Here is a 17,771-nt window from a genome sequence, read left to right on the forward strand (position 1 = left end):
GTTACTGGGGAACCAGCAGCTCCGTCGCCACGATCACCACCACCAGCCCGACAATCACCGGCACCGAAGTGCGCTTCACCACGTCGAACGGCGAGATTTTCGCCATGCCGGAGACCGCCACCACCACACCGGAGACCGGCGACAGCGTGCGGCCGAGATTAGACGCCTGCAGCATCGGGATCACCAGGTAGGCCGGATTCACGCCCATCTGCGCCGCCAGTTTCGGGATCAGTTCGACAAACGCATAGAACGGCGCATTGCCGGAGCCGGTGGTCATGGCCGCCAGCATGGTAATCACCACCAACACCAGCATCATGATCAAACCGCCGGTGCCGAACGACTGCGCCAACCCGATCAATCCGCTGATAAAGCCGACGGTGCTCAACCCCTGCGCGAAGACGCCCGCGGCCACCAACAGCATCACCACGCTGGCGAATGCGTCCGCCATGCCGCGATACGCCACTTCCAGGCCGCTGAATACCTGTTTGGCGCTGAAGCTGCGCACGAACTCGATCGCGGCCGCCAACAGTATGCACCCTACCAGCACGGTGATGATGTGCAGCTCCGGCCCCCATTTGCCGTCGAAGATCAGCACGCCGAGGATCGGCGTAAACGGCAGTATCGCGTAAAACCCCGGCGCATGCGTTTTGATTTCGCTGACGTCCACGATGTGATGCTGTTCATCACTTTTCCTGTCGAGATAACGCTGCCAGAAAAAGTGCGCCACGGCCATGCAGACGATGGCGGCAATCGAGATAGGCAGCGTGGTTTTGAACGCGAAGTCCACCAGCGGCATCTCCGCCGCCTTGGCCGCCAGCACCACGTCGCCGGAGGTCGGCGCCAGGATAATCGCCGCCGGCGAAGCGCAAATGGCCGCCGCCGCCCCGCGGCTGATGCCAACGTTCACCATCAATGGGAACAGCGTCGCCATCAGCAATACGCCGAGGCCAGTGGCGGAAGAGACCGCCAATGACATCAGGCAAGCGACAAAATAGGCAGCCACCATCAGCAGATAAGGCGAGTTGATCATCTGCAACGGGCGCGAGGCCAGCTTGACGACCACATCGTTGGCGCCGATATGCGTCATGTAGGCGGCGAAACCGCACAGCATCATGATCATCATGCCGAGATCGCCGCCGCGGCTCATCAGCAAGATCTTGACGTATTCGATAATATCGGTCGCGCGCCAGCCGGTAGACGCGGCGCCGGACGGCAACAGCGTTTTCCCCATCAGGGCGCTGATGCCGAGCAGCAGTAACCCGCCCACCATCAAGACACCGGTGGCGGAATATCCTTTGATGATGTAACGGCCCACGCCCGCCGCCACCGCCGCGCCAATAAGAAGCTCTATCATGTTTCCTCAACTCGTTATGTTTTCGCGCTCAGGCGCATAGTCATAGCAAAATATGCTCTTACTCTGCACAAATCGAGCGTGAGTCTTCATGACCTTCATCAAGGTAACGGAGGGAAATTATCGCGGGAAACGCCGATATTGACGCGAGCCGTAAAACGGCCCGCGTCAGGAGGGATTACAGCTTGTCGAGCAGCTTCTTCAGATCCTGGCCTTCACGCGAATCCTTGTTCTTTTCAGCCCATTTGTTCAGCGCATCTTTAGCCCGATCCTGCAGCGTTTTGCGCAGCACCTGATCGACCTGCAGTTGGTAATTCAGCCGTTGCCACGGCCCGTAAACCCGCAGCGGGATCGGCGTTTTTTGCAGTTGCTCGATCAGTTCGCCGCGCCCTTGCCAGCCGCCTGTAACGCGCACGTTAAGCGCCATATCACACTGTTTTCCCGGCATATCGATACTGCCGGCGCCGGTCAGCGCCAGCAAAGGCGAATCCGCCGTCAGGCTGCTGAGCTTGACAGTGCCCTGGCTCAGGCTGGCCCGCGCCGAGACGCTTTTGACTTCGGTATAGCGCTGATAGCTGTCTTGCCCGCGCACGCTGTTATCGTTGCGCGCCACCGCCTGTTGGATCAATTGCTGAATGTTCAGGCCGTGCAACTGCGCATCCTGCATTGCCAACTGCGCCGTACCGCGCCAACGGTGCTCAAATGACTGTGAAGAAAGGCGATCGCCGGTCAAATCTCCTTTCATGCTGAATTTGCCGGTCAGCATCTGCGGCATGTCGAAGGCTTTGAGCACCGTGCCGAGCTCAACCTGGTTCAGGGTCGGCTGCACGTTTATCACCGGTTTATTGCCGCGAGCGTCGAGCGATCCCGGCAAGGAGAAATCGCCGCCGGCCAATTGCCCGGCAAGTTTATGCAGCGTCAGCAGGCCGCGTTGATTATCCGCCGCGACGGCTAACTGGGTAACGTTCATACCGCGGTAGGTCAACTGCGCCGCCTGCAGATTCAGCTGTGCATTGAAATCGCGCAGCGCTTCCAGGTTCTGCTGCCGATCGTCAACCTGGCTGGCGATCACCGGCGCGGCGGTCACGGCGGGCTGCTCGGCGGTATTGGTGCTGGATTGCCAACCGGAAAGCGCGTCGAGATCGAGATTAGCCGAATTCAGGTTCACCACATAGCCGGGCACCGCCCCCAGGCTGGCGCTGATATCGCCGGTCAACTGGCTGTTATTGGCACTGACGTTCAGCTGGCTGACGGCAATCTGCGCCGGCGTCTGCTGATAGACCACCTGAGCATTGCCCTCGCCTTGAATACCGCCGTTCGGAATATCTGCCCCCGCCAATTGGTAATTGAACTGGGTCACCTTGGCACCGATCTGGTGCGGGAACTGCTGCAGATCGATATCGGCCGCCATGCTGAAGGCCAGGTCGCGCTGATCGCGGTTGACCCGGCTGGAGATGTCCAGCCGCGCCTGCCGTTTCTCCGTTTGCTGCAGGGTAAGATTGATGTCCCGGACATTGATTTGCTCGTTGTCGGCGCGCTGCCAAATCAACAGGCTGTCCACGACGCGCAGGTTATCGATATCGAATTTCCAGGCCGCGTCTGCCGCATCAGCTCCGCTGCCGGCCGGCGCAATCGGGGCGTCCACTTGCGAGTGCTCTTCACTGTCGGGGGTGAGGCGAATGACGGCGTTTTTCAACATCACCTGTTTCACAAACAGCTGATGCGACAGCAGCGGCAACAGTTTGACGTCAAGGCGCATGTTTTCCGCGCTCACCACCGGCGCCTTGGCGCCCGGCGCGGTCAGCGTCATGCGCCCGGCCAAAATGCTGAGCTGCGGCCAGATATGCCAACGCAGGTCGCCTTCGAGCGTCAGCTGGTAGCCGCTCTTCTGCTCGACCTTTTTGACCATGTAACCGCGAAAATCATTCGGATTGACCAGCAGTACCAGCGCGGACATCCCCGCTACCACGACCACCAGTAAAATCGCCAATGTCGTCAGTAATCTTCTCATGCCACCCTCTTGTCAGCGCCACACCGACGGTGCATCCCGCGCCGTTAGTCCTTGTCGATTCGACTGGCTACTGCGCCCTGCTGATCGCGATATTTTGCGTCCTGCCGGCTGTTGTATGGCCGGGCCGCCGGGCCGGACAACGGCTCAAAGCTCAAGGCACCAATCGGCATCCCCGGCCGCAGCGCCAGCGGCAGCTTGCCGGAGTTGTAAAACTCCAGCACGATGCGCCCGTGCCAGCCCGGATCGATACGGTGCGCGGTCACGTGCACCATCAGCCCCAGACGCGCCAGAGAAGAACGGCCGTCGAGCCAGCCCACGAGATCGTTCGGCAGCGTCACGGATTCGAACGTCACCGCCAGGGCCAGTTCGCCGGGATGAAGGAAGAACGCCTCGCCTTCCGGCAGGACAATCTCGTCGCTCATCACGCGATCCAGCGCAGCGCTGACTTCATCTTTCGGCCCGCTAAGATCGATAAAAGGCGCGGTATGACCGCGGAACACGCGGAACTGATTGCCCAAACGGACATCTACTGTGGCCCCGTTGATGCGTTCGAGCGGCGGGCGCGGGGAAATCACCAGTTTCTCGCTATCCAGCCAGGCTTCTATATCGCGGTCGCACAGTCTCATGTCTTTCTTCTCCATCAAAACGCGTAACTAAACAAAAATTGCCACACAACGGGCGAAAGGTCTACGCCGGGGTGCAAATAGTTGGCCGCCGGCCGGAAATGCGCATTTCCGGCCATGTAAGCGGCATTATTCAAAGAATTGGCTGATTTTGGCTTTCAGAATATCGATCGCGATGCGGTTTTTGCCGCCGCGCGGGACGATGATATCGGCGTATTGTTTGGAAGGTTCGATAAACTGCAGGAACATCGGGCGCACGGTTTTCTGGTATTGCGCCATCACCGAATCCATCGAGCGGCCGCGCTCATTGACGTCGCGCTTCATGCGGCGCATCAGGCAGATATCGAGCGGCGTGTCGACAAAGATCGAGAAGTTCATCTCCTGGCGCAGGCGGATATCCGTCAGCAGCAAGATGCCTTCCAGAATGATCACTTTTTTAGGTTCGAGATGGACGGTTTCTTTCTTGCGCGTGTGTTCGGTGTAGCTGTACAGCGGCAGTTCAATCGCCTTGCCGGCCTTCAGCATCTGCAGATGCTGGAACAGCAGGTTGTGATCCATGGCGCTCGGGTGGTCATAGTTGGTTTTGACCCGTTCTTCCATGGTCAGGTGAGTCTGGTCTTTATAGTAACTGTCTTCTGGAATAACGCCGATGTGCTCATCGCCGACCTGCTCGCGGAGTTCGCGGTACAACGTGCTGGCAATAAGGCTTTTTCCGGAGGCAGATGCGCCAGCTATACCAATAATGACGCACTGATGCGGATTGTCAGTCATAAAATTAAAGACCTGATTTCGTGTTGTGAAGGGGGGGGAACTAAAACGCGACAATTATAGGGAGTCGCCGGGGATTGCGCCACTGTATATTGCGCGGCGGCGGGCGAATTCGGGCTGCCACGCCACGGGCACGCGGCATTTTAAGAATCTCGCGGCTAGGGCAACGCGCCGTAACGGGTTACACTCCCCGGCGCTGACTTTTGCTCCCCGCCCCCTTTCATCGGAGATTGATGTGCTGGATTGGTATTTTCTGACTTTTTTCGGCGACAGCATGTTGTTGCTGCCTTGCGCGCTGATTCTGTTTTTATTGCTGCTCATATCTCCCGCCACCCGCGCGGCGGGTTGGCAGTGGGCGCTGATCTTCGGATTCACCGGCGGGGTGGTCTGCCTGTCCAAACTGGCCTTTATGGGCTGGGGCATCGGCAGCGAGCGTTATGATTTCACCGGATTCAGCGGCCATTCAGCTCTCGCGGCCAGCATCTGGCCGCCACTGCTCTGGACGTTGACCGGCCGATTTTCCCACCCGATACGCAGCATCGCTTTGCTGACCGGATGGATATTGCCTTTTACCATCGGCGTGTCGCGGCTGGAAATTCGCGTGCATTCGGTATCAGAGGTGATCAGCGGGCTGATTTTAGGCTACCTGGCCAGCGCACTGTTCCTGCGGTTGCAGCGGAACAAAGCGCGCCCGCATCTCTCCTGGCCGCACTTCGCCATCGCGCTGGCCTTGCCCTTGGCGCTGATGGGGCAGCGGCAGCCGGCCCCCACCCAGGGATTGCTGGAGCATATCGCCAAAACGCTGGCGCAGATCGAACGCCCTTATACCCGGGCAGATTTGCACAACCCCACCCGCATCCCATAAAAAACCCGGCGTTTAAGCCGGGTTCTTGCAGTGCGATAGGCAGATTACAGCGCGCGGAACGCGATCTCCGTCGGGATCGCCTCGCCCTGCCAATACATCTGCGCGGCCACGCGGCCGGCCAGTTGACGATACCTCTCGGCGAATTCGCTGTCCGGGCGGCTGATCACCGTCGGCGTACCGCGATCCAGGTCTTCGCGCAGCGAGATATGGAGCGGCATCTGCCCCAGCAGGCGGCTGTGGTATTTCTGCACCAGCTTCTCGGCGCCGCCGGTGCCGAAGATCGGCTCATGGTGGCCGCAGTTGCTGCAGATATGCACGCTCATGTTTTCCACGATGCCCAGCACCGGCACATGCACTTTCTCGAACATCACGATGCCCTTGGCGGCATCCAGCAAGGCGATATCCTGCGGCGTGGTGACCACCAGCGCGCCGGTTACCGGAATATTCTGCGACAGCGTCAGCTGGATGTCGCCGGTGCCCGGCGGCATATCCAGCACCAGATAATCCAGATCCGGCCACAGCGTATCCTGCAGCAGCTGCATCAGCGCCTTGCTGGCCATCGGGCCGCGCCACACCATGGCGTTGTCGTCGGTCACCAGATAGCCGATGGAGTTGGTCGCCAGGCCGTGCGCCATGATTGGCGCCATGTGCTGACCGTCCGGCGAAGTCGGCCGCTCATGTTCGGTGCCCAGCATGTTGGGGATCGACGGGCCGTAAATGTCGGCGTCCAGAATGCCGACCTTGGCACCCTCGGCGGCCAGCGCCAGCGCCAGGTTGACGGCGGTGCTGGATTTGCCCACCCCACCTTTGCCGGAGCTGACGGCGACGATGTTGCGCACGCCTTTGATGCCGGCCTGGCCGTTGGCGCGTTTCAGCGTCGTGATGTCGTGTTTCAGCTTCCAGTCGATGGCGGAAGCGCCGGTCACGCGCAGCAATTCGGGGCCGACGCTCGCCTGCAGCGCCTCAAAACCGCTCTGCCAGGCAAACGGCATCGTCAGTTCGATATGCAGCACATCGTCCAGCAACGCGCAGTGATGAATGGCCTTCAATGCGGTCAGGTTGTTTTTCAACGTCGGGTGTTCAAAGGCGGCCAGTACACCGGTCACCAGGGCGCGCAGAACTTCGGGGTTGGTCTGCTCAGGGGATTTTGCGTTCATCCCGGCTCCTTGATTTTGAATGGGTAGCTTCCGGCTAAGCATATCAGAACTGCGCTGCCGCTGACGCATATAACCTGCAAGAAACCGCCCTAGCAGCGAAGGGCGCGATCGGTTAACATCGAAGGCCCTTTTATTCATTACAGAAAGCAAGTTCTCACTATGGCTCAAGTCGCGAAAAAATTATTGGTGACGTGCGCGCTACCGTACGCAAATGGTTCCATCCATCTCGGCCACATGCTCGAGCACATCCAGGCGGATATCTGGGTGCGTTACCAACGAATGCGCGGCCACGAAGTGCATTTCATCTGCGCGGACGACGCGCACGGCACGCCGATCATGCTGAAAGCGCAGCAGCTGGGCGTGAAACCGGAAGAAATGATCGCGGAGATGAGCCAGGAGCACCAACAGGATTTCGCCGGCTTTGGTATCAGCTATGACAACTACCATTCGACCCATAGCGATGAAAACCGCGAGCTGTCCACCCTGATTTACAGCCGCCTGAAAGAAAACGGTTTTATCAAGAACCGCACCATTTCTCAGCTGTACGATCCGGAGAAAGGCATGTTCCTGCCGGACCGTTTCGTGAAAGGCACCTGCCCGAAATGCAAATCGCCGGATCAGTACGGCGACAACTGTGAAGTGTGCGGCGCCACCTACAGCCCGACGGAGCTGATCGATCCGAAGTCCGTGGTTTCCGGCGCGACGCCGGTGATGCGCGACTCCGAGCACTTCTTCTTCGACCTGCCGGCCTTCAGCGAAATGCTGCAGGCGTGGACGCGCTCCGGCGCGCTGCAAGAGCAGGTGGCGAACAAAATGCAGGAGTGGTTCGAATCCGGCCTGCAGCAGTGGGACATCTCCCGCGATGCGCCTTACTTCGGCTTCGAGATCCCGGATGCGCCGGGCAAATACTTCTACGTCTGGCTGGACGCGCCGATCGGCTACATGGGCTCCTTCAAGAACCTGTGCGACAAGCGCGGCGATCTGGACTTCGACGAGTTCTGGCGCAAAGACTCCACCACCGAGCTGTATCACTTTATCGGCAAGGACATCGTCTACTTCCACAGCCTGTTCTGGCCGGCGATGCTGGAAGGCAGCAACTTCCGCAAACCGACCAACCTGTTCGTGCACGGCTACGTGACGGTGAACGGCGCCAAAATGTCCAAATCGCGCGGCACCTTCATCAAGGCCGGCACCTACCTGCAGCATCTGGACGCCGACTGCCTGCGCTATTACTACGCCGCCAAGCTCTCTTCGCGCATTGATGACATCGATCTCAATCTGGAAGACTTCGTGCAGCGCGTAAACGCCGATATCGTCAACAAGGTGGTGAACCTGGCGTCGCGCAACGCCGGCTTTATCAACAAGCGCTTCGGCGGCAAGCTGGCCGACAGCCTGGCCGATCCGGCGCTGTACCAGACCTTCGTCGACGCGGCGCAGAGCATTGCCGAAGCTTACGCCGGCCGCGAGTTCAGCCGCGCGATCCGCGAAATCATGGCGCTGGCCGATCTGGCCAACCGCTACGTGGATGAGCAGGCACCTTGGGTGGTGGCGAAGGAAGAAGGCCGCGACGCCGATCTGCAGGCCATCTGCTCGATGGGCATCAACCTGTTCCGCGTGCTGATGACTTACCTGAAGCCGGTGCTGCCTTCGCTGACCGAGCGCGCCGAAGCGTTCCTCAACGCCGAGCTGAGCTGGGACGCAATCCCGCAACCGCTGCTGGGCCATCAGGTGAACGCCTTCAAAGCGCTGTTCAACCGCATCGATCTGGACAAGGTCAGCGAGATGGTCAACGCCTCGAAGGAAGACATGGCCGCCGCCAAGCCGGTGACCGGTCCATTGGCCGATGATCCTATTCAGGAAACCATCACCTTTGACGACTTCGCCAAGGTGGACATGCGCATCGCCCTGATCAAGAGCGCCGACTTTGTCGAAGGCTCCGACAAACTGCTGAAGCTGCAGTTGGATCTGGGTGGCGAATCGCGCCAGATCTTCTCCGGCATTCGCTCCGCGTACCCGGATCCGAAAGCGCTGGAAGGCCGCCTGACCATCATGGTCGCCAACCTGGCGCCGCGCAAAATGCGCTTCGGCGTTTCGGAAGGCATGGTGATGGCGGCGGGCCCCGGCGGGAAAGAGATCTTCCTGCTGAGCCCGGACAGCGGCGCGCAGCCAGGCATGCAGGTCAAGTAACCGCGCCGGCGCGTTACATCAAGGGTCGAGCTTGCTCGGCCCTTTTTAATGCCTCAAACCCAAGGTTATAAACAGTAAGAAAACGTCATAACCGCTCTGATTCCCTCGCCCGCCGTATCCCGCTATGATGCTCAGCAACAACAAATAGACGTCCAGACAGAAAGACTGCTATAACAGACCTTCACCGGGACCCTTTACCCGCTTTTTTGGAGCCTATAATAATGAAAAACCTCAAGACTTCACTGCTCGCCCTCAGCCTGCTGGCCGCCCTGCCGCTGCAGGCGGCGGAAACCGCCGCCGTGCCGGCCGCCATCGCTCAGCATCAGGGGCCGGTGCGCATCGCGGTGATCCGCAATCTCGGCTCCGACGACAACACCACGCAATTCTTGGCGGGCGCCATTCAGGAAGGGCGCAAGCTGGGCTTCAAGGTAGACACTTTCCTCAGCAACGGCGACGACGCGCGCTTCCAGGACTTCGTCAACCAGGCTATCAGCCAGAAATATGACGGCATCATTCTCTCGCAGGGGCGAGCCCCCTATTCCACCGAGCTGGTCAAACGCATCGCGGCGGCCGGCATCGCCGTCGCGGCTTTCGATACCGACGTCAGCGGCAGCGTTCCCGGCGTCACCGTCTCGCAGCAGGACGACGCTTCGCTGGCCAACGCCTCCTTCGGCCAGCTGGTGAAGGATTTCAACGGCCAGGCCAACATCATCAAACTCTGGGTGGCCGGCTTCCCGCCGATGGAACGCCGCCAGGCCGCCTATCAGCAGCTGCTGAAACAGCATCCGGGCATTCACGAGCTGGAATCGATCGGCGCGGTCTCCTCCGACGTGCAGGGCGATACCGCCAACAAGGTGGGCGCGGTGCTGGCGAAATACCCGAAAGGCAAGATTGACGCCATCTGGGGCACCTGGGATGCCTTTACCCAAGGCGCTTACAAGGCGCTGAAAGAGAACGGCCGCACCGAAATCAAGCTGTACAGCATCGATATCTCCAACCAGGACTTGCAGCTGATGCGCGAAGCCGGCAGCCCGTGGCAGGTCAGCGTGGCGGTGGATCCGAAGCTTATCGGCGCAGTCAACCTGCGCCTGGTGGCCAACAAGATCGCCGGGGAAAGCACGCCGGACAGCTATCAGTTCAAAGCGACGGTCATTCCGCAAGCGCTGCTGCTGGCGCAGCCGGGGCCGGTCAACGTCGCCGGGCTGGCGAAGATCATCCCCGGCTGGGGCAGCAGCAGCGATTTCGTCCAGCCGTGGTTCGCCACGCTGCAGGCCGAACACGGTAAATAGTGCTGTTTTTGACGAGGCTGGCGACGCAGCCTCTGTTTTTAACCTAATTATCGGCTTTCCCCTTCCGTCCTCGCCAAAATACGCTATGTTATCTGCATCGCCCATAACTGTATGCATAAACAGGCTTCGAATGAAGGGATTCCCCTCGCTGATCAACATACTGCTGGCCAGTTCGCTGGTGTTGACCATCGGCCGCGGCGTGACGCTGCCGTTCATCACCATCTACCTCACCGAGCATTTCCATCTGCTGCCGAAGAGCGTGGGCGTGATCCTGGGCGTCAGCCTGACCCTCGGCATCCTTGCCAGCCTGTACGGCGGCTATCTGGTGGACAAATTCAGCAAAAACCGCCTGATCCTGCTGTCGATTGTCTTGTTTGCGCTGAGCTTCTTCGCCATTCCCTGGATCCCGCGCCCCGGCGGCGTCATCGTGGTGCTGGCGATCCTGCATACCTGCTATTCGGTGTTGAGTATCACCATCAAGGCCTGCTTCGCCGACTGGCTGCCGGTCGAGCAGCGCATCAAGGCTTTCTCTATCAACTATACGTTGGTCAACGTCGGCTGGGCGATCGGCTCTGCGCTCGGCGTGCTGGTAGCCGGGCTTAGCCCGCTGCTGCCGTTTTATCTGTCGGGCGGGTTGGCGCTGGCGACGGTGGCGGCGCTGAGCCTGCGCTTGCGCGGCCGGGAACAGCGCCCGGCGCCAACCGCCGCCGCACCGGCGGCGCTCCCCAACTTCCGCCAGACGGTGACTATCCTGCGCAGCGATCGGCGGCTTATCTACTTCACTCTCGGCAGTACCCTGGGCGCCGTGGTGTTCGGTCAGTTCACCGGCTATCTGTCGCAGTACCTGATCACCGTCTCCAGCGCCGAGTTCGCCTACAAAATTATCGGGCTGGTGATGATCGTCAACGCCGGCATCGTTATCGCCCTGCAATACTTGCTCAGTCGCGGCATGCGCCAGGAAAACATGCTGCGCTGGCTGGTGCTGGGCACGCTGTTTTTCATCGTCGGGCTGCTCGGTTTCATGATGGCCGGCCAGGCGGTCTGGCTGTGGATGGTGGCGATGGCGGTGTTTACCCTCGGCGAAATCATCGTCATTCCGGTGGAATACATGTTCATCGACTTTATCGCGCCGCCGCATCTGAAAGGCAGCTACTATGGGGTACAGAACCTCAGCGCGCTAGGCGGCGCCATCAACCCGGTTCTGAGCGGTATGCTGCTCAGCTATGCCGCGCCGCCGTTGATGTTCGTGATGTTGATCGTTTGCGCGCTGCTTAGCCTGCTGTTTTTCTTCCTTGGCCATCGACTGGCAGAACAGGCTGCGGCAACCGCCGAAGACGCGCGCTGAATCCGCGTGTAGCGGCCATTCCGGGCTGTCAACCCGCCGATCGGGCATGGCGCCCATAGCGAGAATTCATGGCGCGATCTGTGGCATGGCTCACAGTTTAATTGTATGATGAATGCATCGGTTAAACGGGAAAAGACAATGGCCAACGTGCTCACACTATGCTGGAAATACCTGAGGGCTCTGCTCCTCATCTACCTTTGTCTGTTCGTCGGCAACGCGCTGGCGGCGCTGCTGCCGTTCGCCATTCCCGGCAGCATTCTCGGCATGCTGCTGCTGTTCGCCCTGCTCTCTACCCAGATTATGCCGGCCAAATGGGTTAAACCCGGCTGCCATCTGCTGATCCGCTACATGGTGCTGCTGTTCGTGCCGATCGGCGTCGGGGTGATGAAATACTACGACCAGATCGTCGCGCATCTGGGCCCGCTGGTTATCTCTTGCCTGATCAGTACGCTGATGGTGCTGGTGGTGGTCGGCTATACCTCACATTATTTTCATCGCGAGCGCCGCATCGCCGGCAAACCCGACGACACGGAGGGTAACTCATGATCCATGAAATCTGGTGGTCGCTGCCGCTGACGCTGGCGGTCTATTTCGCCGCGCGCTGGCTGGCGCGCAAGCTGAATATGCCGCTGCTCAACCCGCTGCTGGTTTCCATGGCGGTGATCATCCCGCTGCTGCTGCTCACCGGCATCCCCTATGAGCGTTACTTCCTGGGCAGCAAAATCCTCAACGATCTGCTGCAGCCGGCGGTCGTCGCGCTGGCCTTCCCGCTGTATGAGCAGTTGCACCAGATCCGCGCGCGCTGGAAATCGATTATCGCGGTGTGCTTCATAGGCAGCCTGACCGCCATGATCAGCGGCGGCGCCTTCGCCCTGTGGCTGGGTGCCACGCCGGAAATCGCCGCCTCTATCCTGCCGAAATCGGTCACTACGCCGATCGCCATGGCCGTCGCGGACTCGCTCGGCGGCATTCCGGCGATCAGCGCGGTCTGCGTCATTTTCGTCGGTATCCTCGGCGCCGTGTTCGGCCATACGCTGTTCAACCTGTTGAAAATCACCACCCACTCGGCGCGCGGCCTGGCGATGGGCACCGCGTCCCACGCGCTGGGCACCGCACGCTGCGCGGAGATGGACTACCAGGAAGGCGCTTTCGGCTCGCTGGCGCTGGTGATCTGCGGCATCATCACCTCGCTGCTGGCACCGTTCCTGTTCCCGGTGCTGCTGCACCTGTTCAGTTGAACAGGGTGAAACTTGCGATACATCTCGCATTTATGTATCTCATTGCACTAATTTCATCAATTAAGAGACATTAATCACACTTTAATGTCTCTGGCCTGCCTAGAATGTTATCCCGTTAACCTGTAGAGAGACTTTCTATGCATCCGCGTTTTCACACCGCGTTCAGCGCACTGCCCGCGACACTGCAATCCGCCCTGCAGCCCTATCTGGACGCGCCTGACTTTCCGGCGATGTTCACGGCCGAGCAAGCGGAGGCGATCCGCACAGGCTGCGGGCTGGACGATGATGCGCTGGCATTCGCGCTGCTGCCGCTGGCGGCGGCCTGCTCGTTAACCCCGATATCGCACTTCCACGTCGGCGCCATCGCGCGCGGGCAAAGCGGCAACCTCTATTTCGGCGCCAATATGGAATTCAGCGGCGCGCCGCTGCAGCAATCCGTGCATGCGGAACAGAGTGCGGTAACGCACGCCTGGCTGCGCGGCGAAAAAGCGCTGGCCTCGGTCACCGTCAACTACACGCCGTGCGGCCATTGCCGCCAGTTTATGAATGAACTGAACAGCGGCGGCGAGCTGCAGATCCGTCTGCCGGGCCGCGCGCCGGCCACGCTGGCGGACTATCTGCCGGACGCCTTCGGCCCGAAAGATCTGGATGTCGCCTCGCTGCTGATGGACGAGGTCGATCATGGCCATCAGCTGGCGCTGAACGATGCGCTGGCACAAGCGGCGCTGGCGGCGGCCAACCGAAGCCACGCGCCGTACAGCAACGCCCACAGCGGCGTGGCGCTGGAAACGGCGGACGGCACCATCTACGCCGGCCGCTATGCGGAAAACGCCGCCTTCAACCCGAGCCTGCCGCCGCTGCAGGCCGCGCTGATCCTGCTGAACCTCTCCGGCGGTGACTGCCTGAACATCCGCCGCGCCGTGCTGGCCGAACCGCAGGAGGCGATCATCAGCCAATGGGACGCCACCCGCGTCACCCTGGCGGCGCTGGGCTGCCAAAACGTCAGCCGCGCCGCGTTCTAAGCGCTCAACGGCGGAGCCATCCGGTTCCGCCGCTAACAGCCCCGCCCGCCAAATACAATGCCCCGACGCCGCCGGAGACACTTTCTTTAGTTAAAAAATCATTTGATTGTCGATAATTACGCCAACCTGGTTCATCATCTGGCAACAAATGCTGTACATCTGCTCTTTATCTCTTAGGATCGTCGGCAATAAAGTTATCTGATACGTGAAGAGTAAAACTGATGGAACTAGAATACGAAAGCAAACGCCCGCTCTACATCCCTTACGCCGGCCCGATTCTGCTGGAATTTCCGCTGCTGAACAAAGGCAGCGCTTTCACCGAGGAAGAACGTAGCCACTTCAACCTGCACGGCCTGCTGCCGGAAGCGGTGGAAACCATCGAAGAACAGGTGGAACGCGCCTACCGTCAGTATCAGGATTTCAAGAACGATAACGACAAGCACATCTACCTGCGCAACATCCAGGACACCAACGAAACCCTGTTCTACCGCCTGCTGGACTCGCACCTGAGCGAGATGATGCCGATCATCTACACCCCGACCGTCGGCGAGGCCTGCGAGCACTTCTCCGATATCTATCGCCGCGCGCGCGGGCTGTTCATCTCCTACCCGAACCGCGATCGCATCGATGACATGCTGCAAAACGCCACCAAGCAGAACGTCAAGGTGATCGTGGTCACCGACGGCGAGCGCATTCTCGGCCTGGGCGACCAGGGCATCGGCGGCATGGGCATTCCGATCGGCAAACTGTCGCTGTACACCGCCTGCGGCGGCATCAGCCCGGCCTACACCCTGCCGGTAGTGTTGGACGTCGGCACCAACAACCCACAGCGCCTCAACGATCCGCTGTACATGGGCTGGCGCCATCCGCGCATCTCCGGCGAGGAGTACCACGCCTTCGTCGAAGAGTTTATTCAGGCGGTCAAACGCCGCTGGCCGAACGTGCTGCTGCAGTTCGAAGACTTCGCGCAGAACAACGCCACCCCGCTGTTGAATCGCTACCGCGATGAGATCTGCTGTTTCAACGATGACATCCAGGGCACCGCCGCGGTCACCCTCGGCAGCCTGATCGCCGCCAGCCGCGCCGCCGGCAGCCAGCTGCGCGATCAGACCGTCACCTTCCTCGGCGCCGGTTCCGCCGGCTGCGGCATCGCCGAGCAGATCATCGCGCAGATGAAGTCCGAAGGGTTGAGCGAAGACGAAGCGCGCGCCCGCGTGTTCATGGTCGACCGCTTCGGCCTGCTGACCGACAAACTGCCGAACCTGCTCGACTTCCAGAGCAAGCTGGTGCAGAAGAGCGACAACCTGGCCGGCTGGGAAACCGCCAGCGACGCCATCTCGCTGCTGGACGTGGTGCGCAACGCCAAGCCGACCATTCTGATCGGCGTGTCCGGCCAGCCGGGGCTGTTTACCGAAGAGCTGATCCGCGAGATGCACAAACACTGTGAACGCCCTATCGTGATGCCGCTGTCCAACCCGACCTCGCGCGTGGAAGCCCGTCCGGAAGACATCATCAACTGGACCGACGGCGCCGCCCTGGTGGCGACCGGCAGCCCGTTCGCGCCGGTGAGCTATAAAGATCAGCTGTACCCGATCGCCCAGTGCAACAACTCCTATATCTTCCCCGGGATCGGCCTCGGCGTGCTGGCCTCCGGCGCCACCCGCGTCACCGACGCCATGCTGATGGCCGCCAGCCGCGCGCTGGCGGACTGCTCGCCGCTGGCCACCGACGGCCACGGCGCGCTGCTGCCGAATATCGACGATATTCAGGGCGTGTCGAAGTGCATCGCCATGGAAGTGGGTAAAGCCGCGCAGCTGCAGGGCGTGGCGATCGTCACCTCCGAAGACGCGCTGTCGAAAGCCATCGAACACAACTTCTGGCGGCCGCAATACCGCAGCTACAAGCGCACCTCGTTCTGAATGGCGCGCTGAAATGACCCAGCCCGGCTCCGCCGGGCTTTTTTGTGCGACAAAAACGCCGAAAAATGCGGCGGCGCGCGTGCTTCAGGCGGTTCGCGTCTTGCGTAGGTCGGTCAGGTAAAGTAGCCTTGATCCATCTTTTTCAGCCCGGCGCGCGTAAGGCAACAACATGTGGAAACGCCTGATCATCAGCCTGTTCATCTTCATTGCGGTGTTGATGGGTTCGGCTATTGCGCTCGATCGCTGGATCAGCTGGAAAACCGCGCCTTACGTCTACGACGAACTGCAGGCATTGCCGCACCGCCAGGTCGGCGTGGTGCTCGGCACCGCCAAGTATTACCGCACCGGGGTGATCAACCAGTACTACCGTTACCGCATTCAGGGAGCGATCAACGCCTATAACAGCGGCAAGGTGAAATACCTGCTGCTGAGCGGCGACAACGCCCAGCAAAGCTATAATGAGCCGATGACCATGCGCCGCGATCTGATCGCCGCCGGCGTGGCGCCGAGCGATATCGTGCTGGACTACGCCGGCTTCCGCACCCTGGACTCCATCGTGCGCACCCGCAAGGTGTTCGACACCAACGATTTCATCATCATCACCCAGCGCTTCCACTGCGAGCGCGCGCTGTTCATCGCCCTGCACATGGGCATTCAGGCGCAGTGCTACGCGGTGCCGTCGCCGAAAGACATGATGACGGTGCGCGCCCGCGAGATCTTCGCCCGCCTGGGCGCACTGACCGATCTCTATATCCTCAAGCGCGAACCGCGCTTCCTCGGCCCGCTGATCCCGATTTCCGCCATGCACACCGTACCGGAAGACGCCCAGGGCTATCCCGCCGTTTCGCCGGAACAGCTGGTCGAGCTGGAGCACAAGCTGAAAGAAGAGAAGCAGAAAGCCAAACAGCCCTGACGTGCAATGCCCAAAATAAAGGCCGGCATATTTTGCCGGCCTTGTCGTCTGTACTGCGGTAAATCTACTTCTTCTTGGCGTATTTCAACGAGTCCAGCGCCACGGCGAAGATGATGATGCTGCCCTTGATGATGTACTGCCAGTACGGGTTGATGCCGATATAGGTCAGGCCGTAGTTGATGACGGTGAAGATGATCACCCCGGTCACCACGCCCCACACCGTACCCACCCCGCCGGCGAAGGAGACGCCCCCCACCACGCAGGCGGCGATGGCGTCCAGCTCGTACATAAAGCCGAGGTTATTGGTGGCGCTGCCGATGCGCCCCGCTTCCAGCAGGCCGCCGAAGGCGTAGAACACGCCGGACAGCGCATAGATCATGATCAGGTTCAACGGCACGTTGACCCCGGACACCTTGGCCGCTTCCGGGTTGCCGCCGATGGCGAAGATGTTCTTGCCGAAGCGGGTCTTGGTCCACAGGATCCAGACGAATATGATGGCGATCAGCGCATAGAAGGTAATGTACGACAGCTTAAAGTCGCCGAAGCGCAAGAAGCCCTGGGCAAAGGTGGAGAACTTCGGATCGAAGCCCGCCACCGGCGAAGCGCCGACCGAGTCGTAATACAGCGAGTTGATGCCGTAGACGATGATCATGGTGCCCAGGGTGGTGATGAACGGCGTCACGTTGAGATAGGCGATAATCAGGCCGTTAACCAGGCCGATCACCGCGCCGACCGCACACACCAGCAGGATAACCAGGGGAATCGACCAGGTTTCCATGTGCGGGAACACCTTGTTGACGTTATCCATCGACTGCAGCAGCGTGGCCGCCACCACCGCCGCCAGCCCCACCTGCCGCCCGGCGGACAGGTCGGTGCCCTGGGTCACGATCAGCCCCGCCACGCCCAGCGCGATGATGATGCGCACCGAAGACTGCGTCAGGATGTTGCTCAGGTTCATCAGGCTGAGGAAGGTAGGATCCTGAATGATGATGATGGCCAACAGCACCAGCAACACCACGTAAATGCCGCCTTCCTTGAAATAGGTAAATAAGGTTTTTTTATTTAGCGCGTTCATAATTCCGA

15 protein-coding genes are annotated in these 17,771 nt (G+C 60.3%); 9 read left to right on the forward strand and 6 right to left on the reverse strand.

All coding sequences use genetic code 11. The features are described 5' to 3' along the window. Window position 1: 1 nt before the first annotated feature. The 4 genes from dcuC to udk all read right to left on the reverse strand — a co-directional run bounded on the left by dcuC (window position 2) and on the right by udk (window position 4,756). Entirely contained in the window at window positions 2-1,354 is a 1,353-nt protein-coding gene (gene dcuC, locus ACF8MC_RS17550) for an anaerobic C4-dicarboxylate transporter DcuC (protein WP_033637736.1), read from the reverse strand. Between the two features lie 175 nt (window positions 1,355-1,529). Further along, window positions 1,530-3,362: an outer membrane assembly protein AsmA gene (gene asmA / locus ACF8MC_RS17555; protein ID WP_041034199.1), complete on the reverse strand. Its 1,833-nt coding sequence runs from the start codon at window positions 3,360-3,362 to the stop codon at window positions 1,530-1,532. A 44-nt stretch (window positions 3,363-3,406) separates the two neighbouring features. Further along, window positions 3,407-3,988 (reverse strand): dCTP deaminase, encoded by a 582-nt coding sequence (gene dcd / locus ACF8MC_RS17560; protein ID WP_164097614.1) that lies wholly within the window; start codon window positions 3,986-3,988, stop codon window positions 3,407-3,409. A 126-nt stretch (window positions 3,989-4,114) separates the two neighbouring features. Next, window positions 4,115-4,756, reverse strand: coding sequence for a uridine kinase (udk, locus tag ACF8MC_RS17565; RefSeq protein WP_004938922.1), 642 nt, complete (start codon window positions 4,754-4,756; stop codon window positions 4,115-4,117). Between the two features lie 232 nt (window positions 4,757-4,988). On the opposite strand from udk, the gene ACF8MC_RS17570 reads away from it, so the two are divergent. Beyond that, the gene (locus tag ACF8MC_RS17570; protein ID WP_164097615.1) at window positions 4,989-5,618 is read left to right on the forward strand and encodes a phosphatase PAP2 family protein; all 630 of its coding nucleotides are present in this window, start codon (window positions 4,989-4,991) and stop codon (window positions 5,616-5,618) included. A gap of 44 nt (window positions 5,619-5,662) precedes the next feature. Here the strand turns inward: ACF8MC_RS17570 and apbC are convergent, their stop codons facing one another. Further along, window positions 5,663-6,775 (reverse strand): iron-sulfur cluster carrier protein ApbC, encoded by a 1,113-nt coding sequence (gene apbC / locus ACF8MC_RS17575; protein ID WP_033637733.1) that lies wholly within the window; start codon window positions 6,773-6,775, stop codon window positions 5,663-5,665. Window positions 6,776-6,934: 159 nt separating this feature from the next. Between apbC and metG the strand changes: the two genes are divergently transcribed. The 8 genes from metG to sanA all read left to right on the forward strand — a co-directional run bounded on the left by metG (window position 6,935) and on the right by sanA (window position 16,688). Beyond that, the gene (gene metG / locus ACF8MC_RS17580) at window positions 6,935-8,962 is read left to right on the forward strand and encodes a methionine--tRNA ligase (RefSeq protein WP_033637732.1); all 2,028 of its coding nucleotides are present in this window, start codon (window positions 6,935-6,937) and stop codon (window positions 8,960-8,962) included. A 221-nt stretch (window positions 8,963-9,183) separates the two neighbouring features. Further along, window positions 9,184-10,251: a sugar ABC transporter substrate-binding protein gene (locus ACF8MC_RS17585; RefSeq protein ID WP_033637731.1), complete on the forward strand. Its 1,068-nt coding sequence runs from the start codon at window positions 9,184-9,186 to the stop codon at window positions 10,249-10,251. A gap of 130 nt (window positions 10,252-10,381) precedes the next feature. Beyond that, complete coding sequence (locus ACF8MC_RS17590) at window positions 10,382-11,596, forward strand: MFS transporter (protein ID WP_033654964.1); 1,215 nt, start codon at window positions 10,382-10,384, stop codon at window positions 11,594-11,596. A gap of 138 nt (window positions 11,597-11,734) precedes the next feature. Continuing rightward, window positions 11,735-12,142 carry a CidA/LrgA family protein gene (locus tag ACF8MC_RS17595; protein WP_033654965.1) on the forward strand — a complete coding sequence of 136 codons (408 nt, stop codon included), beginning with the start codon at window positions 11,735-11,737 and terminating at the stop codon, window positions 12,140-12,142. Beyond that, entirely contained in the window at window positions 12,139-12,834 is a 696-nt protein-coding gene (locus ACF8MC_RS17600; protein ID WP_164104732.1) for a CidB/LrgB family autolysis modulator, read from the forward strand. The genes ACF8MC_RS17595 and ACF8MC_RS17600 overlap by 4 nt, the downstream gene beginning before the upstream one ends. 137 nt (window positions 12,835-12,971) lie before the next feature. After that, window positions 12,972-13,856 carry a cytidine deaminase gene (gene cdd, locus ACF8MC_RS17605; protein WP_060438923.1) on the forward strand — a complete coding sequence of 295 codons (885 nt, stop codon included), beginning with the start codon at window positions 12,972-12,974 and terminating at the stop codon, window positions 13,854-13,856. Window positions 13,857-14,077: 221 nt separating this feature from the next. After that, the gene (locus tag ACF8MC_RS17610) at window positions 14,078-15,775 is read left to right on the forward strand and encodes an NAD-dependent malic enzyme (RefSeq protein WP_033637726.1); all 1,698 of its coding nucleotides are present in this window, start codon (window positions 14,078-14,080) and stop codon (window positions 15,773-15,775) included. Between the two features lie 169 nt (window positions 15,776-15,944). Continuing rightward, window positions 15,945-16,688: an outer membrane permeability protein SanA gene (sanA, locus tag ACF8MC_RS17615; RefSeq protein ID WP_033637725.1), complete on the forward strand. Its 744-nt coding sequence runs from the start codon at window positions 15,945-15,947 to the stop codon at window positions 16,686-16,688. Window positions 16,689-16,752: 64 nt separating this feature from the next. On the opposite strand, the gene mglC is transcribed toward sanA, so the two are convergent. Further along, window positions 16,753-17,763 carry a galactose/methyl galactoside ABC transporter permease MglC gene (gene mglC, locus ACF8MC_RS17620; protein WP_004938953.1) on the reverse strand — a complete coding sequence of 337 codons (1,011 nt, stop codon included), beginning with the start codon at window positions 17,761-17,763 and terminating at the stop codon, window positions 16,753-16,755. Window positions 17,764-17,771: the final 8 nt, after the last annotated feature.

It is taken from the genome of Serratia sp. LACPHL-BACT-2024-00286 (assembly GCF_043109535.1).
Classification (GTDB): domain Bacteria; phylum Pseudomonadota; class Gammaproteobacteria; order Enterobacterales; family Enterobacteriaceae; genus Serratia; species Serratia sarumanii.